This window comes from Nitrosomonas sp. JL21 (assembly GCF_009833095.1).
Lineage (GTDB): Bacteria > Pseudomonadota > Gammaproteobacteria > Burkholderiales > Nitrosomonadaceae > Nitrosomonas.
Window position 1 is genome coordinate 271,895 of record NZ_QRCB01000001.1, and the last position, 22,055, is coordinate 293,949.

Annotated in this window: 19 protein-coding genes; 4 read left to right on the forward strand and 15 right to left on the reverse strand. The window is 49.4% G+C overall.

Features of this window, described 5'->3' with window-relative positions; genetic code table 11:
- Window positions 1–16: 16 nt before the first annotated feature.
- The 4 genes from ABF87_RS01215 to sbcB form a co-directional block, all read right to left on the reverse strand.
- Window positions 17–2,131, reverse strand: coding sequence for a methyl-accepting chemotaxis protein (locus ABF87_RS01215; RefSeq protein ID WP_160827290.1), 2,115 nt, complete (start codon window positions 2,129–2,131; stop codon window positions 17–19).
- Between the two features lie 560 nt (window positions 2,132–2,691).
- Window positions 2,692–4,203, reverse strand: coding sequence for a threonine ammonia-lyase, biosynthetic (ilvA, locus tag ABF87_RS01220; RefSeq protein ID WP_160827380.1), 1,512 nt, complete (start codon window positions 4,201–4,203; stop codon window positions 2,692–2,694).
- 98 nt (window positions 4,204–4,301) lie between these two features.
- Window positions 4,302–5,588, reverse strand: coding sequence for an NAD(P)-binding domain-containing protein (locus ABF87_RS01225; protein ID WP_160827291.1), 1,287 nt, complete (start codon window positions 5,586–5,588; stop codon window positions 4,302–4,304).
- Window positions 5,589–5,664: 76 nt separating this feature from the next.
- Entirely contained in the window at window positions 5,665–7,098 is a 1,434-nt protein-coding gene (gene sbcB / locus ABF87_RS01230; RefSeq protein WP_160827292.1) for an exodeoxyribonuclease I, read from the reverse strand.
- Window positions 7,099–7,324: 226 nt separating this feature from the next.
- On the opposite strand from sbcB, the gene ABF87_RS01235 reads away from it, so the two are divergent.
- From ABF87_RS01235 to ABF87_RS01245, 3 genes are all read left to right on the forward strand, one after another.
- On the forward strand, window positions 7,325–8,647 hold the full coding sequence (locus ABF87_RS01235) for an imelysin family protein (RefSeq protein WP_160827293.1): 1,323 nt from the start codon (window positions 7,325–7,327) through the stop codon (window positions 8,645–8,647).
- Between the two features lie 74 nt (window positions 8,648–8,721).
- A complete protein-coding gene (locus ABF87_RS01240) occupies window positions 8,722–10,341 on the forward strand; it encodes a di-heme oxidoredictase family protein (RefSeq protein ID WP_205012641.1) in 1,620 nt (539 codons plus the stop codon).
- A 91-nt stretch (window positions 10,342–10,432) separates the two neighbouring features.
- Window positions 10,433–10,819, forward strand: coding sequence for a RidA family protein (locus tag ABF87_RS01245; protein ID WP_160827294.1), 387 nt, complete (start codon window positions 10,433–10,435; stop codon window positions 10,817–10,819).
- A gap of 69 nt (window positions 10,820–10,888) precedes the next feature.
- Here the strand turns inward: ABF87_RS01245 and ABF87_RS01250 are convergent, their stop codons facing one another.
- The 11 genes from ABF87_RS01250 to ABF87_RS01300 form a co-directional block, all read right to left on the reverse strand.
- On the reverse strand, window positions 10,889–11,911 hold the full coding sequence (locus tag ABF87_RS01250; RefSeq protein ID WP_160827295.1) for a VanZ family protein: 1,023 nt from the start codon (window positions 11,909–11,911) through the stop codon (window positions 10,889–10,891).
- Between the two features lie 486 nt (window positions 11,912–12,397).
- Window positions 12,398–12,916, reverse strand: a complete 519-nt coding sequence (locus ABF87_RS01255; RefSeq protein ID WP_160827296.1) for a DNA-deoxyinosine glycosylase — start codon at window positions 12,914–12,916, stop codon at window positions 12,398–12,400.
- Between the two features lies 1 nt (window position 12,917).
- Entirely contained in the window at window positions 12,918–13,655 is a 738-nt protein-coding gene (locus tag ABF87_RS01260; RefSeq protein ID WP_160827297.1) for a 2,3-bisphosphoglycerate-dependent phosphoglycerate mutase, read from the reverse strand.
- Window positions 13,649–14,725, reverse strand: a complete 1,077-nt coding sequence (locus tag ABF87_RS01265; protein WP_160827298.1) for a fatty acid desaturase — start codon at window positions 14,723–14,725, stop codon at window positions 13,649–13,651. Before ABF87_RS01265 ends, ABF87_RS01260 begins: the two co-directional genes overlap by 7 nt.
- Before the next feature lie 16 nt (window positions 14,726–14,741).
- A complete protein-coding gene (locus tag ABF87_RS01270; protein ID WP_160827299.1) occupies window positions 14,742–15,203 on the reverse strand; it encodes an HIT family protein in 462 nt (153 codons plus the stop codon).
- Window positions 15,196–15,969, reverse strand: coding sequence for a phosphocholine cytidylyltransferase family protein (locus tag ABF87_RS01275; RefSeq protein ID WP_160827300.1), 774 nt, complete (start codon window positions 15,967–15,969; stop codon window positions 15,196–15,198). Before ABF87_RS01275 ends, ABF87_RS01270 begins: the two co-directional genes overlap by 8 nt.
- 98 nt (window positions 15,970–16,067) lie before the next feature.
- Window positions 16,068–17,228 (reverse strand): cysteine desulfurase family protein, encoded by a 1,161-nt coding sequence (locus ABF87_RS01280; RefSeq protein WP_160827301.1) that lies wholly within the window; start codon window positions 17,226–17,228, stop codon window positions 16,068–16,070.
- A 254-nt stretch (window positions 17,229–17,482) separates the two neighbouring features.
- On the reverse strand, window positions 17,483–19,183 hold the full coding sequence (locus ABF87_RS01285) for a hypothetical protein (protein WP_160827302.1): 1,701 nt from the start codon (window positions 19,181–19,183) through the stop codon (window positions 17,483–17,485).
- Window positions 19,165–19,569 (reverse strand): GtrA family protein, encoded by a 405-nt coding sequence (locus ABF87_RS01290; protein ID WP_205012642.1) that lies wholly within the window; start codon window positions 19,567–19,569, stop codon window positions 19,165–19,167. The genes ABF87_RS01285 and ABF87_RS01290 overlap by 19 nt, the downstream gene beginning before the upstream one ends.
- Window positions 19,544–20,527, reverse strand: coding sequence for a glycosyltransferase family 2 protein (locus ABF87_RS01295; protein WP_160827304.1), 984 nt, complete (start codon window positions 20,525–20,527; stop codon window positions 19,544–19,546). The genes ABF87_RS01290 and ABF87_RS01295 overlap by 26 nt, the downstream gene beginning before the upstream one ends.
- A gap of 145 nt (window positions 20,528–20,672) precedes the next feature.
- The gene (locus tag ABF87_RS01300) at window positions 20,673–21,290 is read right to left on the reverse strand and encodes a DNA-3-methyladenine glycosylase (protein ID WP_160827305.1); all 618 of its coding nucleotides are present in this window, start codon (window positions 21,288–21,290) and stop codon (window positions 20,673–20,675) included.
- 311 nt (window positions 21,291–21,601) lie between these two features.
- Between ABF87_RS01300 and mraZ the strand changes: the two genes are divergently transcribed.
- On the forward strand, window positions 21,602–22,048 hold the full coding sequence (gene mraZ / locus ABF87_RS01305; RefSeq protein ID WP_160827306.1) for a division/cell wall cluster transcriptional repressor MraZ: 447 nt from the start codon (window positions 21,602–21,604) through the stop codon (window positions 22,046–22,048).
- Window positions 22,049–22,055: the final 7 nt, after the last annotated feature.

Below are 22,055 nucleotides of genomic sequence, written 5' to 3' on the forward strand. Positions count from 1 at the left end.
TAAATTGGAAATAGAATCAAACATTAAAATTAGATACCGATGCTCTCAATTCTGAAGCGAATCCGGTAATTTGTTTGATGGACGTCGTGGTCTGGCGAGTACCTTCGGTGTTTTGCCGAGTGATGTGCAGAATTTCTTCCATATTTGCAACGACTTCATGAGCCGAACGGGTTTGAATGTGTGTCGTGTCAAATATGTTGGTCACCAGCACCGCCAGTTGTTTCGAAACGGTTTCAATTTCTTCCAACGCCCGACTGACTGCATCAGAGCGGGTTGTGCCTTGAGTCACGCCGACGGTGCTGCGCTCCATCGCCGCCATCGCGTCTTGCGTATCGCCCTGGATCGTGAGGACCAGTTCGCTGATTTGTTTGCTGGCTTCTGCAGACCGCTCGGCCAAGCGTTGCACTTCCTGCGCGATCACCATGAATCCCCGGCCAGCTTCGCCGGCGGCAGTCGCTTGTAATGCTGTGTTAACCGCCAGCACATTCGTCTGTTCGGTGATATCGGTGATCAGCGCAACGATTTCGCCAATTTCCTGCGAACTTTCTCCCAGGCGCTTGATGCGTTTCGAGGTATCCTGGATATGCGTGCGAATCTCATTCATTCCCGCAATCGATTCACGGACCGCCAGTGTTCCTTTCTCAGCGGTCGCCAATGATTGCTTGGCAACGTTGGCGGATTCAGTCGCCATGTCCGCGATTTCCGTAATGGAGTCAGTCATGCCAAGCACTGCCAGCGTAGTGTCTTCAATCTTTGCGGTTTGATGCTGTGCGGCCGCCAACAGCTCGGATGACACCTGTTGCGCTTGATCGGATGCAGTGACGACCAACGTGCTGGATTGATTCACTTGCTCAACCAGCGTGTGCAGCTCCTCAATCGTGCAATTGATGGCATCGGCAATGGCGCCGGTCATTGGATGAGTGATGTCGGTGCGTACCCTCAGGTCGCCATCGGCAATTTTTTTCATGTCAACCAATAACGTTCGGATGGCAGCCTGCGTGATTCCAATGACATCCGGACTGACGATTTCCGGCTTACGCGAATTAAGCTGGAATGCACGCAACGATTTCGCAAAGAACAGTGCGGCAATGATCAAGCTTGCGCCCAGGAAACAACTGAGCACATCCAGTAGAAATGCTACCAGCTTGGCTCGTTCCTCAGTTTCATGACCCAGTTCCTTGATGTGATCGATCATGGTTTCGCTATGGTCGATCACTTCATGAACGACTGATTGTACGGTCATTGCCGCTGTGATTTCCTTTTCGATATCATTCAGATGATCATCAAATTTTCTCATCAATGCATAGATGTGGGATAACAGATCCTGAATGACTTCATCTTTATCCGATGCATTGCCTAGACCGTTACTGCCTTGGCTCAAGATTTGCAGAATGCCGGAAATGTGTGCTCGTTCCCGGGCGATCTGCGCCGTGATATCGCTTGGTGCTGAATCATTCGGGAAAATGCTTTGAATATTCCTGGCTGTCATCTCGATCTGCTGTTTGATCGCTTCGATCGTTTTGATCTGATTGGAAAAGTTGCCTCTCTCCGCCATCCGGCTGATGAGTGCTTCGCTGCGTCTGATCAATTGATGATGAATACCTGCTGCACTGCGCATGTGACCCGCCAAGTCGTTCAAAGTATCCTTATGGCTCTGAATCAGACCGAGGTTCTGGGTTTCAGTGCGCCATTGCTGAAAATAGCTGTCCAGAGCGGGTTGATCGGCAATCGGCACGACGTTGTCCTGGCCGAATGATTCGCTCTGAGTTTGTGCTAACTGCAGAGCATATTGATTCAACTGATAATGCTGTTCTTGCAATCGGGCAAAGGCAGCTGCATTTCCGCTGAGCGCCTGCTCTACGGTGTAAGGGAGCTGGGCGTGGTGAATATGCAATTGCGCCAGAACGTTTGCCTCAATCAGATGGTCTTTTGCATGCCGAGCGCTGAACAGTAACGTCAGCAACAGCAATAGCGCCAGTACGGCTAAAATTGTGCCTGAAATCCACGGATTGGCGTTCGTCGAGGCCGATCGAGAAATCGTTGTCTTCTGCGGTAAAGTAATGACCGGCAAGTTTTTCCGTACAGTAGCGATTCCCGCGTTGAGATCTAATTCAGAAAAGTGTTCTTCCATTGCTTTCTCCAGGCTCAATGATGGCTGTTCAAAATGTCCTTCTTCCTATGGGGACAGTGATTTGATAATAGTCAGGCGGTAGCATAGCTGCTCGCATGCGCAATCAAAAACACGATAAAACCTGGAAAAGGGTGCCTTTTAATGTAGCAATATCGGGTTATTTGTCGTGAATGGCTCAGGAATTTGAATTGTTGAAGTCGAGAAGGGCTGTGAATGGGGATCTCGAACGAATTGAGATTGCTGCAAGATCCAGTCTAAGGGCGCTCGCAAAATTCTAAAAAAACTAGCAACAGTAGCTAAAGAAGAAGCGGAGCGACGTAAAAGAGTAGTTCACAGGTCGAAAAGAACATTGTAAGCAAAAGTCAACGCAGCCACATCGACGGGTGCGAATGAAGCTGTTTTCCAAGGGGTGTGCCACAGAAACCCCGATTGATCGACTGTACGAATGAATCGCTTCGTTGCGCGGTATTCGTTTCGGGAATATCGGATTGATAGGTCTCGATTGCTGTGCTGCGGGTGCCTATCGCTTTATCTGGGGCGATGAATCAATTGACGCTTCTCTACGCAAGAAATAGGGTATACGCGGGATTCTTGGTTTCATCCCAGTAGCGGTAACCCAACTGATCAAGAAAGGTCTTGAAAGCGGATTTTTCATCGGGTGGTACTTGGATGCCGATGAGCACGCGGCCATAATCGGCACCATGATTGCGATAATGAAACAAGCTGATGTTCCAGTTATGGCTCATATTGTTGAGGAAATTCATCAATGCGCCCGGACGATCGGGAAATTCGAAACGGTAGAGGATTTCATTGTTGACGCCGCGCGCTCTTCCGCCGACGAGATGGCGGATGTGCAATTTCGCCATTTCGTTATTGCTCATGTCTTCAGTAGCCAGGCCATTTTGGCGTAATTCCTGAATCAGCGCCTGTGCTTCCTGCTGATTGCGGATCGAAATGCCGACGAATACGTGGGCCACTTTGGGGTCGGAATAGCGGTAGTTGAATTCGGTGATGCTGCGCGCACCCAATAAATTGCAGAACTTTTTGAAGCTGCCGGGTTGCTCGGGAATGGTGACCGACATCACGGCTTCCCGTTGCTCGCCAATTTCCGCCCGTTCGGAGATATGCCGCAGCCGGTCGAAATTCATGTTGGCGCCTGATGCGATGGCCACCAGCGTTTGGTGCAGAATTTTTTCACGCGCGACATAGGCCTTGATACCGGCGATCGACAATGCGCCGGAAGGCTCCAGAATCGTGCGCGTATCTTCGAATACATCCTTGATCGCCGCGCAAATGGCGTCAGTATCGACCAGAATCACTTCATCGACAAATTCACGGCACAATCGGAAGGTTTCCTTACCGACATACCGAACTGCAACGCCATCTGCAAATAAGCCCACTTGCGTCAATCTGACCCGGCGACCGCTTTGCAACGAGCGGTACATGGCATCTGAATCCACCGGTTCGACGCCGATAATCTTGATGTTCGGATAGAGCCGCTTCACATATGCCGCGATGCCGGAAATCAATCCACCGCCGCCGATTGGCACAAAAATGGCGTGGATAGTGCCGGTGTGCTGGCGCAGGATTTCCATGCCGACTGTTCCTTGTCCGGCGATGACATCCGGATCGTCGTAGGGATGCACGAACGTCGCTTGTTCGGTTTTTGCCAGTTCTATTGCGTGCTCGTAGGCATCGTTATACGAATCACCGTGCAACGCCACCGTTGCACCGTGTCCCATCACCGCATGGATCTTGATCTGCGGCGTTGTCACCGGCATCACGATCGTGGCACTGCAACTCAATTTTTTGGCGGCGAGCGCAACGCCCTGCGCATGATTGCCGGCAGAAGCGGCGATCACGCCGCGATTGCGCACCTCCGCTGGCAGTTTGATCATTTTGTTATATGCGCCGCGTAATTTGAAAGAAAACACCTGCTGCAAATCTTCTCGTTTCAACAGCACTTGATTGTGGATGCGTTCAGAGAGGTTGGCGACAGGTTCCAGCGGACTTTCGATCGCCACATCGTACACCTGAGCGGTCAATATTCTTTCGAGGTAATTATTTTTCATCATGCGCAGGGCTAAGCAAATACTGAGTTAATCCCGAATCGGAATGGGGATTTTAGCATGATGGCGGATAGACGTTTTGGTCTGGTTGTGTGAGATCGTCACTTCTCTTTCAAATTATTTTTTGCCATCATCCGTCGCAGTTGTTTCATATAAGGATAATAGTGCACCTCGAGCGAATGGCGAGGGCGGATGATGAATTGCTGCGTCCATTCATGTCCTTCCGTGACTGCTTGTTCCCGCCAGTCGGGGGGAAGTTGAATATGATGCGTCAAAAACTGCCCAACCAATTTCGCCTGCATCTCGGCGAGCGTCCAGAGGCAGCCCTGTGGTTGAATCAAACCGATGAAGAACAAGCTGGGATGGTTAGGATGGAAGATTCGCAGGTAGAGCGGAATATGCGCTGCGTCGTGCCAATTGATGAAATCCGACTCAAAGAAAGGAAAGCTGATGGTATATCCTGTCGCAGCAATGATGACGTCGTAGCATGCCGATGATCCATCGGCAAAATGAACCGTTTGACCGGCGATGTGATGGATGCCAGGACGAGGGTGGATTTTTCCGTGCCGGATCTTATCGAAGATTTCCGAGTTGATCGTTGGATGGGCGCGGGTCGGTGAAAATGTGGGTTCGGGCAAACCATAATCGCGATAGCGGCCGATTTGTAACCGCAGGGTTAATTTCTGCAGCAGGTTTTGTAATTCTCGTGGAAGCCATTGCATCGACTCAGCAAAGGTATCCGTCGGTTTTCCCATGATGAATTTGGGAATGATGTATTGCGGGGAACGAACGCTGATGTCCACCTGACGTGCTTCGCGACTGGCTTCGACGGCACAATCGCAGCCCGAATTGCCCGCGCCGACGACCAGCACGCGCTTGTTTTGCAGGCCTTCGCTGGTCTTGAAATCATGCGCATGAAAATAGCGTCCGCTGAAACTTTGCCGCCATTCCGGATGGCGCGGAACGGAAAGATGCCCATTGGCGACGAGCAGATAATCGAACTCGGATTGAGTGCCGTCGCTCAAGAACAAACGCCAGCGCTCGTTCTCAATTTTCGCGGCATGCATAACGGCGATATTGAAGCGGATGAATTTTTCCAATTGAAAATGCCTAGCATAGGCTTGGAAATACGCAAGAATTTGTTGATGGCTGGGGTAATCGGGATATTCCTCGGGCATCGGAAAATCACTGAATTGGGACAGGCGCTTGCTGGAAATCGTATGCGTCATGTGGCTGATGCTGCTATGTCCCGGCGTGGCGGTATACACCCAGTTGCCGCCGATTTGTCCACCTTGTTCGTAGCAGACGATATCCTGTAGGCCGGCTTCCAGCAAATTCTTGATGGCAGTAAGACCTGAGCAGCCTGCACCGATGATTGCAATGCGCATGGGTTATTTCCGTGAGTGAAGTTTCTGAAACAGCCGATCGACGATCATTCTTAAACAATGCGGCGGCATGCTGCCATTATTGGTTCAGCAGGTCGTTGCCCCAGTGTTCCAAGTCGTGCAGTATCCGCCGGGCGCTTTCATCGGCTTGATGAGTTTCGTGCAATGCCATAATCTGCGCAAAGAATTCTTCAAAAATGATGCCTCCGCCACCGTTGCTTTGCGTCAATCTCCGCATGCGAGTTTCCTGCCAGTGCTGTTTTTCTACCGGCGTCAGCGTTTCCGGCCAGTTGCGGGCGCGATAGCGAAATAACAACTCAGGCAGTCGCTGGTCTTGAAAATCAAAGCGCGCACTGGCCAACTGTTGCGGTGTGGCGCGTTGTATCTGCGGCAGTAATACCGCATCCGCGTTGCCAAGGAAACTATCGTACAGCGCTGCGTCGACATCATAATCGGACTGAAAATCATGATGGAGGTACGCGGTGGCAACGCGCTGAAAAAATTCCGGATAGCGGCATAAGGTCTGCCAGTGCCGGTAGCATGCGGCCATATCCAGCATGATGCGCTCGGCGGTTTCCGGGTTGAGCGTATTGCGGGGCGCAAGCGCCGGGCATTTGTTTATTTTGATGGATTTTACAGGTAACCGTTTCTTGCCTTCCGGTAATTCATCGCTGCGGGTAAACAACAATTGACCCAATTCATCGGCAGTTAGGGATAAGAACATTTCCGGGTCATGGCGCAAGTCGTAAACCAGTACGCTGTTGTTATTGCCCGGTTCGGCGATCAACGGCATGACCAGCGACGTGCAGCCGGTTTTGGCTGGATACATGCGGGTGGTATGGATCACCGGATTATGCGTGCTGAGATCAAGCTGGGCAGCGGCCTTGCGCTTATCGCGCAATTCCAGCAACCAATGATAAAGGCGCGGTTGCTGATTGCGCAGCAGGCGCGCCAGTGCGATCGTGGCGCGCACATCGGACAAGGCATCGTGCGCGGATTCATGCATGATGCCATTGGCGGCCACCAGATCCTCCAATTTGAAACTGGGTTGCCCATTCTCATGTTGTGGCCAGGTGATGCCTGCAGGGCGCAGGGCATAGGTCATGCGTACGAGATCGATGATGTCCCAGCGCGAATTGCCTTGCTGCCATTCGCGCGCATATGGATCGTAGAAATTGCGATACAGCGTGAACCGCGTCACTTCATCGTCAAACCGCAAGGAATTGTAGCCAACGCCACAAGTATGGGGTTTCGTAAATTCGGCATGGATGCGGGCAATGAATTCAGGCTCAGGCAAGCCTCGTGCATCCGCGATCTGCGGCGTGATGCCGGTCAGCAGGCAAGCTTCCGGATGCGGTAAATAATCGCGCGCCGGTTTGCAATAGATCATCAGCGGCTCGCCAATTTCATTCAACGCTTCATCAGTGCGTATGCCTGCAAACTGCGCCGGCCGGTCGCGCCTCGGATCCGCACCGAATGTTTCGTAGTCATGCCAATAAAAGGTGAGCGGCATTATGTGTAATCAAAATGGCTAGAGATGGGTGAATCATTTTTGCTGTTAATTGACATATCGCAAGAAAGCAGCGGCACAGACTCTGTACGAAATTATAACCAGGCAATGAAACAAGGTGAACGTTAAGACAATACTTTTCTTATAGTCATTAAATTTTGATATATAATGAGAATGATTATCATTTATTTGTACTGCAGTATAACCACTAGAGATAGGATTTAAGTTTATGAGAAATTGGATAAAACCGATTCTGATCGGGATAGTAGCTAAAATGTTTGCCACGGTGTCATATGCTGAGCCACCGGAAATACCAAAGCTATATATCACTACAAATGGCCCCCAAGTCAGTTTGTACTGGGACGAAGTGTCAGGAGCTGATAATTACACCTTAATTGCATCTAATTCAGATGATGGATCACTCTTTGGTCAATTTGATTTGGGTACTAATACTCAAGTGAGTACATCTTTACCGCCGGGTTCAAGCTTTTTTGTTTCGATTCGCGCCGGAAATACAGAGGGAAATAGTAGCGTTTCTCTGCCACGCTTATTGGTAGTGCCATCGGTTTCTTCCGAAGTGCCTTCAGTGCAGGATGTGATTCAGAATTACGCGCGTAACGTAGTATTTAATACCTATACCGATTTGGCAGAACAAACCAAAGTCTTGCGTGCCGCGATTGTAGAACTGCAACTGGACACGATGGCTAAGAGTCTTAACCAGGCACAGAATGCTTGGCGTAATGCACGTCGACCATGGGAACAATCAGAGGCATTCTTGTTTGGCCCGGTTGATACGCAAGGCATAGATCCTTCATTGGATAGCTGGCCGATTAATGGAACAGACATACAGAACGTAGTTAATAGCGACACCCCATTAACGACAGAAACAGTGAGCGCCTTCGATCCTTCGCTCAAAGGCTTTCAGGTGATCGAATATTTATTATTCGGCAGTGACAACAGTAAAGTTGCATCGCAATTAACCCCAAGAGAATTGGCTTATCTGAACGCAACTGCCAGTGCGCTTTTGAATGACACTCAGAAACTGGCTGACGCATGGAACCCGAATGGCGGAAATTTTCTTTCCGAATTTTCTAAAGCTGGCGCAGGTAGTACGGCTTATCCTAGCTTAGGTTCTGCTTTACAAGAAATGATCGAAGGTATGGTGGGAATTGCTGATGAAGTAGGGACGGGTAAGCTGAGTAAACCACTTGCAGGGCGTGATCCTACCTTGGTTGAGTCTCAGTTCAGTGCTAATTCACGAACTGATTTCATCAATAATATACGAGGTCTTCAGAACGTTTATATCGGAACCTACTTATTATCCGAGGGGCCGGGATTAAATGATTTGGTCAGATCAGTCAATCCTGCACTTGACGAAGCTATCAATAATCAGATTGAAAAAACTATAGCTGCACTTTATGCCATACCTCAGCCATTTACTGAGTCTATTCTAAACAATGCCGAGTTGGTGCAAACAGCAGTTGACGAGGTGAAGAATTTAGTCACGTTAATGATAGATCAGCTGCTGCCTCTAGCTCGCTCAGTTCAATGAAATGCTCGGGATTTTGCGAGTAATGCAGGTCTTTGATTCAGAAGTTAGTGTTTAAAGTATAAGATGTTTGTGAAATGATGAAGTACCGTGTCTTATTTATTCTTGCCCTACTGGCGCTTTGTTCAAACGTACAGGCTGCACCTCCTGTGGCGCCGGTTGTGGTTTATTCCGTGACCGGCAACCGCGCCACTGCCAATTGGTTGCCATTGGAGGGTTCTAATGGGTACAGGCTCTATTGGCTTTCCTATCCGATGCCTAACGCTGTTGGATCCATCAACAGCGTTGATCTTGGAACTGAAACACAAGTATCTGCAGTGCTTGATGAGGGAGCCATGTATTACGTGGCCATCACGACCTACAACCAAGATGGAGAAAGCACTTTCTCGAATATTGAAGTGATTGCAATCAATAATGAGTTTTCGGGTGGAGATACTACGTTGTTCGTTCAAAGCAGTTCTGCTTTTAGCAACCCAGCTCCCAACCTTAGCCCCGAAGGAGTGGCTCGGCATTTGATAGGCGATTCTGAATTCGAACAAATCTTTGTTACTGCTCCAGCATTGCTCAACAGTGGATTGGGACCGGCATTCAACAATGATAGCTGTGTGGCTTGTCATCCTAAAGATGGCCGGGGGCGACCGCCTGAAGAGGGTGGGACATCTAATTCATTCTTCCTGCGTCTTAGTATCCCTGGAACTGATCCAAATACCGCCGGGCCTTTAGCCATGCCTGGGTTCGGTACTCAGCTTTTTGACCGAATGGTATTCGGCAAACAACGGCAAGCCCGTGTTAAAACAACGTATATCGAAATCGAAGGAAAGTTCGGTGACAATACGCCGTATCGATTACGTAAGCCAATTTTTACCATTGCGGATCCTTATATAAACCTACCGAAACAGTATCTGATATCACCACGGGTTGCTCCTCCCGTATTCGGACGTGGTTTGCTTGAAGCCATTTCGGATGAGACTTTGCTCGGCTGGACCGATGAAGATGATGCGAACAACGATGGCATATCGGGCCGTGTAAACCGAGTGTGGGATGTGGTGAGCGGAACAACTGTCATCGGTCGATTTGGACTCAAGGCCAACAGTCCTTCACTATTGGTTCAGACTGCCGGAGCGTATCATGGCGATATGGGGATTACCAATGAGGTATTCCCGGATGAAAGTACCGTTGGCCAGCCTCAATATGATGGTTTGAAGGACGATCCGGAACTAACGCCGGGTGTTCTTGACGACGTAACATTCTATATCCAAACGCTCGCAGTACCCGCGCGTCGTAACGTCAATGACCCACTCGTGAAAAGAGGTCAAATGTTATTTGATCAAGCTCGCTGTACTTCTTGCCATATTCCCACCGTTACTACCGGCGTTCTTGAAGGTGTGCCGGAAGTATCCAAACAAGTGATTCATCCTTATACTGATTTACTACTTCACGATATGGGGGAAGGACTTGCGGATGGTCGCTCCGATTTTCTTGCTGACGGTCAAGAATGGAAAACACCTCCACTGTGGGGAATTGGTTTTACTAAGGTCGTCAATGGACATACTTTTTTTCTGCATGATGGTCGTGCGCGTGATTTGACCGAGGCCATTCTGTGGCATGGGGGTGAGGCTGAATCTGCCAAAGAATACTTTCGCGTGCTTTCAACTACGGATCGAGAAGCACTGATTAAATTTCTTGAGTCTTTATAAGACCACAGAATATAAGCCTGAGACGTGCTGATTGTTGAGTGAAATGCTATTCTAGGTAACTTTTGACTCTACTTTAAGGAAGGGAAGGCCTATGGCACGAAAACTCATCAGTTCAGGTTCGACGTTCGAGCACGAAATCGGCTATTCACGCGCGGTGGTCGAAGGCAACTGGGTTCTGGTATCGGGTACGACCGGTTTCGATTACAGCACCATGACCATTTCAGACGATCTGCTGGAACAGGCGGAACAATGTTTCAAGAACATTGAATCTGCACTGAAACAGGCGGGTTCCAGCATGAAGGATGTGGTGCGTGTCACGTACGTGTTCCCCAAAGCCGAGGATTTTGAAAAATGCTGGCCGATCATGCGTAAATATCTGGGTGACGTCAGGCCGTCGGCCATGATGTTGGCTGCGGGTTTATCCGATCCGCGCATGAAAATTGAAATTCAAGTCACGGCGTATCGGTCACAAGACTGATCAGGGAAAATACCTGGCGTGTCGCGTTGGAAAAAGTCCATACAGTTGACGTTTTTTCATAAATGAGTTTCAGGAGCGTTCAGTCGATGGTTTCGTTTGCAACCGCCTGATGAAGTAAATACCGACGATACCGCCGGCTGCATCGATGAAGACATCGCTGACCAACGGCGATCGGCCATCAATGAAGAGTTGCATCATTTCGGTACCGGCGGCCATCATGATGATGATGGTCATGAGCTGTGAAAGCGGTGCTTTTTTAATCATCAAGGCGAGCGCCGAACCGAGCAGCAGAAAAACGCATGCGTGCCAGAGCTTGCTCAGCTCCCAAGGCATCACTTTGTTGATGACCGGGCTGATGTCATCGATCTGTGCCTCCACTTCATAGATGACGCTGGTTTTGAGATATCCCGGCAAGCTGGTTCCGATCACGATGGAAATAAAGGCGCCTGCCAATATTGCGCGGAAAAGCATCGATCTTTTTTCCGCAAACAGGCATGAACCGACGAGTAACAGGAAGAATCCTCCCCACGAGAACAGAATGATGTTCTTTACCCATAGGTAAATTTCCGTTTCGTGAACGGGATAAAGCTGCATGTTTCTGACTTGAAGAGATCCAGTCGATTGGTGTAATTCAGCGATGACTCGAGCCGTGCGGGTCTGCGTTGTAATGTAGAAGAAATTCCGATAGAACGTCCAATCCTGGGTGCCGGTGACAGCCGTGAGAATCAATGGCAAATTCCACAGGTCTTTTTGGCCATCATTCTGAACCAGGACGACTCTGGCCAGATTCCATGGTTTCTTGCCACGCACCACATGGTCGCATTTTACTTCCGCAGAAAACAATAGCACCGTGCCTGGTTCGATTGCGGGCAGCGGTTGTTGTACGCTAACACCTGCCTGGGGATTGGTCGAAAACAGCGCTAATTCGTTCTCTGAAGCATCTGCCCAATTTTTCCCCGGCGCCCAGATACCCCAATGACCAGTCAGTACATCCGGTCCGATTTGCTGATACCGATCTATCCAGATCAGTGACGCAAACGTTATTATCGTCAGCACAACGAACACCGCGATATGAGTTTTTAGCAGAGGCATACATTTGGGAATGACATGGATGAATTCTTTACGGCCGCGCCATGCTGTGATTTAGTCAGAATCCACTGATAAAGCACAGTTAATGAGAGTTGAGTGGACATGTGAGGTTGATCTGAACGCAATGACCAAGCGGACTCGTTCTGCAGCGTCTTTTCAAAAATATTGCACCATCAAGGCTACATATCCGGCAATGAAAATGGCGACAACAATGATCACAAGTTTCTTCATCGTATTAATTCCTTTAAGTAATTGATTGGCAAGTCTTGTATTCTATCTGAGCACTGAAAGGTGAGAAGTGATGATCAAGAAGGCGAAATCAATTGAAAAAGCTGTTTACGCAATGTAAATGAGCATTTTGAATCTGACCAGTGATTTAAGCCATGCAGCATGATCAACTCATAGAATTCCAGGGCTTTATTATGAGCAGTTAGTAAAACTCATACGCAGCTTGGCCGTCAAGTGAAATTATGCAGTGTGATTTTTCGCTCAGTTAATGCGTTCCAGCGCCGCTTGTATTGGTTCATGCCACCGTGCCCCTTTATCAGCAAATGATATGCTGGCGTTGGCTGGACTGGTGGATGGCAGGCGCGACAATTGCAAATGAGTAAGATCGCAGGCGGGTACTACATAACGCAAGAAATAGCGCTCGGCAGTTCCCCCGTTGAAAAACACAAATCTGATCTGCTGATGGCTCGAAAAGAGCGATACAAAGTCGTTGAGGATGAAATTATCGTTTCGAATCATTGCATCCAAACTGCCGGTGCGCTCGCACGATTTGAACACATCCCAGAGTGCGAACGGGGATGAGCGTAGTGCGGCAACTTTTTCGTGATAAGGCGCATCGGCCTGGATCTTCAGCAATGGTGCAATAATTGGCCAGAACGCATTGCGAGGGTGAGCATAATATTGATGGGCTGCCAGCGAAGCCTCGCCGGGCATGCTGCCGAGAATCAGAATATTGGCGTGCGGACCGACGATGGGTTCGAAACTATGAATAGCCGGCATGCTAATTCAATTTATCGATATAGTAGCGGCGGGCGACCTTGAGGCGTTGATCAAGCTCGTAAACCAGCGGTCTGCCTGTGGCCAGCTTGGATTTCATGACTTGACTGTAATGAAGATGTTCCAGTAATACTCTGAATGTGCGCAGCGTATTGCGGTGAGAAACGATCAGTATGCGTTTTCCTTGGCTGATTTCCGGTTGAATGGTTTTTTCCCAGTAGGGCTTCACGCGCGCTAAAGTGTGTTGCAGGCTTTCTGCCCGTGGAAGTTCATTTTGATCAATGTGAGCGTAAGCTGGTTGATTGCCCGGGAAACGCGAGTCGGTCGTTTCCAGATAAGGAGGCGTTGCATCGAATTTGATCTGGCAACCTAGAATGGGCCAGATACCGAATTCTTTGATGGCTTCCCAGCGTTGCATGCTTTCCAGCGCGCCATAATGCCGTTCATTCAAGCGCCAGCTCTCGATGATCGGTATGTTCAGTTGCATCGTGGAAAGTACAATCTGCGCCGTGGTTCTGGCGCGCTGCAAAGGCGATGAATAACATAGATCGAACGTGAAACCTGCCTGCTTCAGTAGATAAGCCGCCTGTTCGGCTTCTTGTTCACCCTTCGGGCTCAAGGGCACATCACTCCATCCGGTGAATTTTTTGTCGCGGTTCCAGATACTTTGTCCATGGCGTAGTATAACCAGCGGTGTCACGTGTCGACGCGGAGGTTCATCTGCTGGAATGACTCTCAGCATGGATCGCGAGGAGGCTGAGTGGTGCGGGTTGCTTGCGCGGATTCATGCCAGATCTGCTTCAGTGCCGGCCACAAGCCGCTGCGTAATGTTTTGATGTACTGGGAATTGTCAGTGAGGTTATTGACCAGCCGGCGTTGTGCTTTGCCGAGGTTATGGTAAGGCATGCTCATGAAGAGGTGGTGCGTGGCATGATAACGCAATCCGACCGGCGCCCACAGCGGCGTAACCAGGAAATTGCCGGGAATATTGATGGAATCGAGGTATTGTTCGGCCAGCGTCATTTTTTGCTCGCCCGGATTGCGGTAGGCATGCGCCGCTAGCGTACGCAGTGAATTGAGAATGAAGACCGTGACCGCCGTCAGGTACCACAAGATCAGCACTGAATAGGGAAAAATTCCCGAAATGACCAGTGCAATGATGCTGGCGCCAAATACGCAGGCACCCATTTCTTGCTGGCGCCAGTTATGGTCGTTGCGGATGGCGTTTTCGCCGCGCCGGTAGGCGGGATCGATCGTCAACGAAGAGGCGCGCTCCCAGACGATTTTGCGCAGCGGTGGAATCAGGTACGACAATGGCGTCAATACGACAAAACGCAACACCAGCAATGGCGGGATCAAAAACGACAAGAGCACATACACCACCATTTCAGCAGGCTTGCGGCTCGCGAACGGTAAATATTCGCCATCGGCACGCGTGCCGTAGACATCCGGTTTATGATGATCATTGTGTACACCGTCATACGTGAACGATGGAATCATGAAGGGAATGCCGCAGATGATGTTCCAGACCAGGCGGAAATTCTGGAACGTGCCTTTTCTGAGATGCGCCAGTTCATGGACGAAAATCGCCGAGCGGTACAACGCCAGCACCGCTACCATGAAACTGCCTAATTGCCACAATGAGAACAGCGGCGAAAACAACGCCGTGAAAAAAGCTGCCCAGCCCAGCGTGATATGAAACAAAAAATCAGTCCAGTAAATCCATGGTTTGGGCGTCATTAAGTCGCGCACCAGATGGTGAGCTTCGCGCAAGGGGAATTCTTTGACGTAAGGCGTATTTTGTTCAGTCACGTAGGGTCTCGCAAGATCATGGTTCAGGCCAGCATGCTTGGATATGCTTCACGATGAGCTGGTTCATGGTGGCATCTGTTGCATTGATGTGTCCCAGGTTCGGCACAGCCGGCCAGCCAGCGTCGATGAATTCGTTGCCTGCAAATTGCTGCTGCTGAGCATAGCGGGGAAGCACATGAAAGTGTACATCCGGATCGACCATCATCAGCATCAGATAATTGATTTTGTCATAGTGAAATGCGGTGGTGAGCGCAAATTCAATATGTCCGGTGACGGTATGCAATTCGGTAAAACTTCCTGAACTCAGTTGTGAAAACACCTGTGCCGGTTCGTGAGCCGCCAGAACCAGTGCGCCGAGTGTCGCTTGCATCGGGCGCAGCATGACAGTCCAGTATTGATACTGACAGATGATGGTATGCGGCGCGCCGAATTTGCGCATCGTGGCATTGAAGTCGACAAACGATAAATGGTCAGTCATGTTTGCATGAGCCAAAAATGATGCCGGCGCGCGCCAGATCTTCAATGAAGTCGATTTCGCACCAGCGAAAGCCGCTGACTGAACAGGCATGAACCAGATGCTGCTTCGCCAACCGATCGATGATCGACAAGTACCAGGACTTTAGTTCAGCCGGATGGCGCAGCGCTTCTTCAACAGCTTGGCGGAATAATTGTGCCCCTTGTTCGCGAAAGTAGAGCAAGCCGATCGATTCCGCATTCACTTGCTGGGGTGGTACGATTTTACTGACTTGTTGCACCCAATCATCAGTGCCCAACTGTACTTTCATATCGTCGGCATCGTAGCTATCTTTGTAATCGACACTCAGTGTAATGGCCGCAGGCGTTGAATTCAAGACTTTCTGCAGCAAGGCGGATTCAATGACGGTATCGCCGTTCAATAACAGAAAGCTATCGTTCATTTCATCGCGTGCGATCCAGCAACTGGCCAGATTGTCAGCCACTTCATAGAAGGGATTGAAGAGTGCCTTGATATCGGGATGATCGTTGTAACGCTCCTGGAGCAAGGCTTCGATCAGGGCAACTTGGAAGCCGGTGATGACGGTGATGTGGTTGATACCCACTGCCAGCAGTGCGTCGATCTGCCGTGCCAATACCGGTTGATCGGCAACCGGCAAAAGACATTTTGGCATGTTTTCAGTCAGCGGCAATAGCCGTCGTCCTTGTCCAGCGCTGAGAATGATGGCTTTGATCGGGGTTGCCGGTGAGAATGAGTGATTTGGCGTCATATGGACTTGATATCAGATAGATGGGATGCTATCGGTTACTGAGTTGAGCGAAAAAGTTCCGTGCGGCATTGTAACGAAGTTTGCAGTCGAGGCGCAGTTTATTGCGAAGAGAAGCTGCTCATTTGTTTCAATTCCGCAGCGATGCGTTGCGTGGCGCGCAAAAAGTCATCGATCTGCTGCATCGTGTTATCGCGGCCCAGGCTGACGCGAACCGCGCAACGCGCCAGCATCGGATCGACTTGCATGGCGCTGAGGACATGGCTCTGCCCGGGGTTGACGCTGGAACATGCTGCACCGGCGGCAACGGCAAATCCGGCTTTGTCCAGTTTCACCACTAAAGTGTCCCCTTCGATGTCTGGCAGAGCAAAGTAACACGTGTTCGGGATGCGTATTGCTTCGCGGCCAAAAATGACTGCGTCCATGCTGATCAAACCCTGTTCCAGCCGATCGCGCAACTCAGAAACATGGCGCGCCGTTTCTGCGGTACGCGCTTTTGCCAGCTCGCAAGCCAGACCGAAGCCGACGATGGCAGGTACGTTTTCGGTGCCGGAACGCAGGCCGTTTTCATGCCCCCCGCCATAAATCAGGGGTTTTAACAGCAACCGTTTATCCACGATCAAAGCGGCTGCGCCTTTCGGGCCATTGATCTTGTGGGCTGACAAGGTCATGGCATGCACATTCAAATGGGCAAAATCAACGGGAATCTTTCCCAAACCCTGAACCGCATCGGTATGGACGACTGCGCCATTAACACGAGCCATCTCTGCGACCGCGGCGACATCCTGAATCACGCCGGTTTCATTATTGGCGAGCATCACTGAAACGAGTTTCGGTGGATGTTGTTGCAGGGCAAGTTTCGCTGCTTCCAGATCGATTTGGCCGGAAGGATTAACGGGTAATTGCTGCAGATTCCACGGTTCGCTGCTGTGACGGGACAATGCCTGTGCTGGTTTGAGAACGCAGGGATGTTCGATGGCGCTGATGAATACATGGCCCGGTTTCAGGTTGTCGCTTGCGCCGCGTATGAACAGATTGTTGGCTTCGGAACCGCCGCTGGTAAAAATAACCTGTACTGGCTGCACGCCAACAGCCTCCGCGACTTGTCGGCGCGCTTTGTCGATCGCCCGGCGAGCTTGAATGCCGAGGTCGTGCCGGCTGGATGCATTGCCGAATTCCTGCTGAAAATAGGGCAGCATAGCATTCAGGACTGCATCATCTACACAGGTGGTGGCATTGTGATCAAAATAAACAAGCGTCATGGAAATATAGTATTGATTTAGCAAAGAGTCATTTTAACGGTATTTTTAGGTAGCGCCTAACCGGTTAGTCACTCCGCTGCATGAATGCCGGTTTTGGAGTCGCTATGTCAGTCAAGAAATTTCTATATCTGGTCGCGTGTCGCTGAAATCAAGCTAGCTGCAGAATGTTTTTTGCAGCGCGTACATTGCATTTTACGAATTCTGCCTTGTAATATGCTGTCCGTTCTAGGCTTTACATAATTTCTGCCGGTTCATCACAAGGAGGGAGGGAGATCAGAGCGCGACCATTGCCACTCCGATTGCGTGGATAGGTCGAGATGGAAATGAGGACTGCGGGTTAACCATCCCTCCGGCGATTTATAAAGAATATATCCTTCCAACGATTGACGCGGATAAGAATGAGCGCCCATGCGGGGCAATGTAAAATAACCTTGGTTGTTGAGCATGATGGCATATTCGCCATCCTGATAGGGTCCGAATTCCCACTCTGCTTTCAACGGTTGCAATCTAAGATGAACCGTCAAGGCACGTTCTTTAAGTTTATGTTTATAGTCCTCAACTAAACCAGGTACGATCGACGATACATTCTCGACGCATCGGCAATGCCTTTCATAACGCCAAACACTGGCATGGGATAAATCCAGCGCTGCCAATTGTTCGATATCAGGGATTAACGGTGCCCGTTGGACCGGATGGCGCGAAAGTTTCTGCTGTGCTGCCACTGCTTCGGGCAATACAGCACCAAAATAGTTATCGAAATTTGGCGCTATATAGAATTGGCCGCCGTTACTGTTGAGCATGAATTCATATGATTTTTCAGTGGGATCGGCTAATTCTAATAGTCGTTTATGTTCGTCGTTATGATGGTTCAGGCTGATCCCAGTCAAGATGAACGCAATGCACCAGGCAACGGAATTGCTCAATTGGCTGGCCACGATGGCAAGAAGGTAAGCCAAGAGCATTGCTGTTGCCCATGCAATCAAAAATAAGTAACGATCAGGCGCCGTAACGCCGGGATAATTGACGAGGGGTATGAGCGGAAAAAGCAATATCGCCATAGCGGCAATCGATGTTATGACGTTAATTTTTTGGCGATAAAGTCCATAAAAAATGAGTGTTAGAATAATAAACCATGCTAATGAGCCAAATAAATGATCGCCGGACAGAAGTGAGGGGAGGCTGCCAAACATGTCGAGAATTAAGATGGGATCGAACTGGCCGCCCAAGTTATATCCTCCGAACAGTCGCCCCAATACATGAAAGCGCCACAGCAAGTAAGCCGAAGCTACACAGATCAGAGGAAGTGCCAATCGCAGCCGGGTCTTGAGTGTTCCCGCCGGTAGAAAAGGCAAAATGGCGATTAGCGGGACATAAATTTCCTTGCATGTTACCGCAAGCAGGTAAAAAAACGCGCTGAAGAATGCCCATGAAAAGCGTTGGTCATGGATAGCTCTTGTGTAGCCATATAGAGCAATGACAGTAAAAAGCAATCCGCTGGCGTAATGACCGGTCATGATCTCATTTGCAATGTGGGTAGTTGGTGCGCTTACAAGAAATAGCGCCGAGCCAGTTAGCGCCCAGTGGGCGGGTATCCATAATTTCAATAAAAGATAACTGGCAATGCTGGTAAGCCAGAGCAATATCAGCAGATGTGCATAGAATCCGGCTGGGTCTAAGCCGAATAATTCCAAGTTGATATCATAAAAAAGTGCATTCCATGGCGTTAGGTTGGCTCCAGATTGCAATCGGGTAATGTCAGGAACAAAAAAATACTGCCACGGCGTATATGAGACCGCAAAGTTGAGATGCCCACCGTCATCGAATCGCCAGCCCGCTGAGAGCGTCTCATGATATAACCCAATACTCAGCAAGGCTAACAGCATTGCGCTAAGGATCGTATGAAGCAACGCTTGATCTGTATGCAGGAAATGATGATCTAGTCTAGATTTTTCCATGTCCAATAACGATGGGCCAAAAAAGTAACCAGTGGAAGAAATATGAAGGACAGCAACACACCGATCAAATAATGCCAGTGTAGAGCCTCGCTGACGGCGATGGACATGACCGATACGGCAAGCCCTATCAGCGAGACTGTCAAAAAACGCAAATACCGTTGACCCGTGATGACGGTTCGGAATGACCAGCGGCTATTTGCCCAGAACGAGAATAGGTTGGCACCGATGAACGCCATGCCGTTGGCTGGCATGGGATGAATAGTCAAAAGCTCAACCAGTGCCGTGACCAGCCCCAAGTGGATGAGAGTATTGATCACGCCAATCAGCGAGAATCCCGTCAATTGACGTCCCGTTTCACGATCAAGCATCTGGATTATTGCCGCCATAACGTTGGCGGATGATATAGATCGGCCGCTGTTTGCTTTCGCTGTATATGCGTCCGACATATTCGCCCAATATGCCTATGCCCAGCAGTTGAATGCCGCCGAGAAAAAGAATCGCGGTCAATAGTGAGGCGTAGCCAGGTACGTCGATACCGAAAGCGAGTGTCTTGATGATGATCCAGCAGCCATAAAACAGCGCGACTGTAGCCACCGTAAAACCCATATAGGCCCATACCACCAAAGGAACCGTGCTGAAGCTGGTAATGCCCTCGAGCGCGAGAATCCATAAACGACGGGCGTTGAAAGATGATTTGCCGGATTGCCTGGGTTCTACTGTAAATTCCACTTCGCTGTGTTTGAAGCCCACCCAGGCAAATAATCCTTTCATGAACCGCCGGCGTTCAGGTAGTTGCTTTAATGCGTCGACGACCCGTTTATCCATCAAGCGGAAATCGCCGACATCCTTAGGAATTTCGCATTCGGCGATGGTATTGTGGAGCCGATAGAATCCTTGCGTTATGAACCGTTGCAGCGGGTGATCGGTTGTTCGAGATTGCCGTCGGGCTAAAACGACATCACTGCCATTCTCCCAATGCTCTACCATTGCAGCGATTAATTCTGGAGGGTGTTGCAGATCTGCATCGAGCGGAATCACGGCATCTCCGCTGGCGGCGTCAATGCCTGCAGTTAAGGCTGCTTCCTTGCCGAAATTGCGCGACAATTCCAATACTATGATACGGGAATTCCGATTGGCATGGCGGCGTAGCACATCGAGCGTATTATCGCTGCTGCCGTCATCAATACAGATGATTTCATGGTCATACGGTTGAAGTTGATGCAGAATCAACTCCAGTCTGTCAAAAAAAGCGTCCAATCCTTGCGCTTCATTAAAGCATGGCACCACGATGGATAAACGGCGGGAATCGGAAGCGGTGAATGATGAGTGTGTCAATGTAGGCATCTGCAATTGATGGGGTGCGAGCATTAAAATGCACATGAGCTCTAAAGTGAGCGTCGTTTAATCAGGCTCTATCGGGAGGCGCAGAGCGTAAATTTCAGAAGTGGAGCGCAGTCGGGCCAAGATTTTTAGAGCCAAGTATCAGATTTCAATATTCTACCGGTATCGGATCCAGGCTGCGCCATAAATACCAGGTTGCTACTGAACGCCACGGCTGCCACGGTCTTGCCAGCTCGAGCATTGCCTTTTTGGCGACAGGCAGGTTGCTGTTATAGTGTCGACTGATTGCACGCTGTAATCCGATGTCGTCGAGCGGCAATACATCCGGCCGCTGCATATAGAATATCAGAAACATTTCAGCTGTCCATCGACCTATTCCTTTGATCTGGATGAGCTCATCGATCAATGTTTCGTCATCCATTCGATCCCATTGGGTTTCTTCAAATTTACCCTGCAGAAAATAGCCAGATAAGTCGCGTAAATACTCGATTTTGCGCGCAGATAATCCGCATGTTCTCAATGCTTCATGTTCTGCCATGGCTAGGTCGTGGGGCGTGATGGCGGGGATGGCGACGGAGATTTTCTGCCAAACGCTCTCGGCAGCTTTGACCGAGATCTGTTGACCTACTATGGAGCGCGCCAGCGTAGTGAATGCGCAACCGCGTGAAGTCAATACTGCTCCTTCGTAACTTTGAATAAGATGATGCATGACAGGATCGGATTGCGCCAGTTCTTGCACCGCTTGAATCCAATAATGAGGAGTCATTGTTATATGCGAATGATGAATTCGAGAAAACCAAAAGTGTGCAATTTTTCTGACAAGGAAACAAGTTTATTCATGGGTATAACTTACTAAAGCTAATACTTTACATTTAATTTTTATGCTATCTGCATTATTTATCGAGTTATTTATTCTTTCCTCCATCCCTACAAGCGCTTGATTTAAGTTGTTGTCATGTAACTATAAACTCCCAAATTCTTGCTTGACGATCCAAGTTTTTTTCATTAAAGTGGGAAGTGGTGGGAAAATGTGGGAAATTAATTGATTTGCAAATTTCCCTTATACGAGGAGACAGAATGTTTCGTGGCGTCACGCAACTTAGTCTAGATGCGAAGAGTAGGCTTGCAATACCTGCAAGATACCGTGGCGAGCTCATGTCTTCCTGTGCAGGACATCTGATAGTGACTGTCGATCCTTCAAAATGTTTATTAATTTATCCTCAGCCAGACTGGGAACCGATAGAACAAAAACTCAATAATCTTTCCAGCTTCGATCCTCCCACTCGACAATTGCAGAGATTGCTCGTTGGTAATGCTTGTGACGTCGACATGGATGCCGCTGGTCGTATTTTGATATCTCCGCCTCTCCGTCAATTTGCTGGTTTGTCCAAAGATGTGGTGTTGGTAGGCCAAGGAACAAAATTTGAATTGTGGGATGAAGCTCAATGGAATAAGCAGTTGGAAGAAGCACTGAAGTTCCAGGATGGCAAGATGCCGTCTGAGCTGCAAGGCTTTTCACTGTAGGTGCGCT

Bases quoted from the DNA above. Each gene is read 5' to 3' on its own strand.
- ABF87_RS01215 (WP_160827290.1), bottom strand. From the start codon at position 2,131: ATGGAAGAACACTTTTCTGAATTAGATCTCAACGCGGGAATCGCTACT.
- ABF87_RS01295 (WP_160827304.1), bottom strand. From the start codon at position 20,527: ATGCCTACATTGACACACTCATCATTCACCGCTTCCGATTCCCGCCGT.
- ABF87_RS01245 (WP_160827294.1), top strand. From the start codon at position 10,433: ATGGCACGAAAACTCATCAGTTCAGGTTCGACGTTCGAGCACGAAATC.
- ilvA (WP_160827380.1), bottom strand. From the start codon at position 4,203: ATGAAAAATAATTACCTCGAAAGAATATTGACCGCTCAGGTGTACGAT.
- ABF87_RS01260 (WP_160827297.1), bottom strand. From the start codon at position 13,655: ATGCTGAGAGTCATTCCAGCAGATGAACCTCCGCGTCGACACGTGACA.
- ABF87_RS01270 (WP_160827299.1), bottom strand. From the start codon at position 15,203: ATGACTGACCATTTATCGTTTGTCGACTTCAATGCCACGATGCGCAAA.
- ABF87_RS01300 (WP_160827305.1), bottom strand. From the start codon at position 21,290: ATGACTCCTCATTATTGGATTCAAGCGGTGCAAGAACTGGCGCAATCC.
- ABF87_RS01235 (WP_160827293.1), top strand. From the start codon at position 7,325: ATGAGAAATTGGATAAAACCGATTCTGATCGGGATAGTAGCTAAAATG.
- ABF87_RS01240 (WP_205012641.1), top strand. From the start codon at position 8,722: ATGATGAAGTACCGTGTCTTATTTATTCTTGCCCTACTGGCGCTTTGT.
- ABF87_RS01225 (WP_160827291.1), bottom strand. From the start codon at position 5,588: ATGCGCATTGCAATCATCGGTGCAGGCTGCTCAGGTCTTACTGCCATC.
- ABF87_RS01250 (WP_160827295.1), bottom strand. From the start codon at position 11,911: ATGCCTCTGCTAAAAACTCATATCGCGGTGTTCGTTGTGCTGACGATA.
- ABF87_RS01280 (WP_160827301.1), bottom strand. From the start codon at position 17,228: ATGACGCTTGTTTATTTTGATCACAATGCCACCACCTGTGTAGATGAT.
- ABF87_RS01255 (WP_160827296.1), bottom strand. From the start codon at position 12,916: ATGCCGGCTATTCATAGTTTCGAACCCATCGTCGGTCCGCACGCCAAT.
- ABF87_RS01290 (WP_205012642.1), bottom strand. From the start codon at position 19,569: ATGGCGGCAATAATCCAGATGCTTGATCGTGAAACGGGACGTCAATTG.
- ABF87_RS01275 (WP_160827300.1), bottom strand. From the start codon at position 15,969: ATGACGCCAAATCACTCATTCTCACCGGCAACCCCGATCAAAGCCATC.
- ABF87_RS01285 (WP_160827302.1), bottom strand. From the start codon at position 19,183: ATGGAAAAATCTAGACTAGATCATCATTTCCTGCATACAGATCAAGCG.
- sbcB (WP_160827292.1), bottom strand. From the start codon at position 7,098: ATGCCGCTCACCTTTTATTGGCATGACTACGAAACATTCGGTGCGGAT.
- mraZ (WP_160827306.1), top strand. From the start codon at position 21,602: ATGTTTCGTGGCGTCACGCAACTTAGTCTAGATGCGAAGAGTAGGCTT.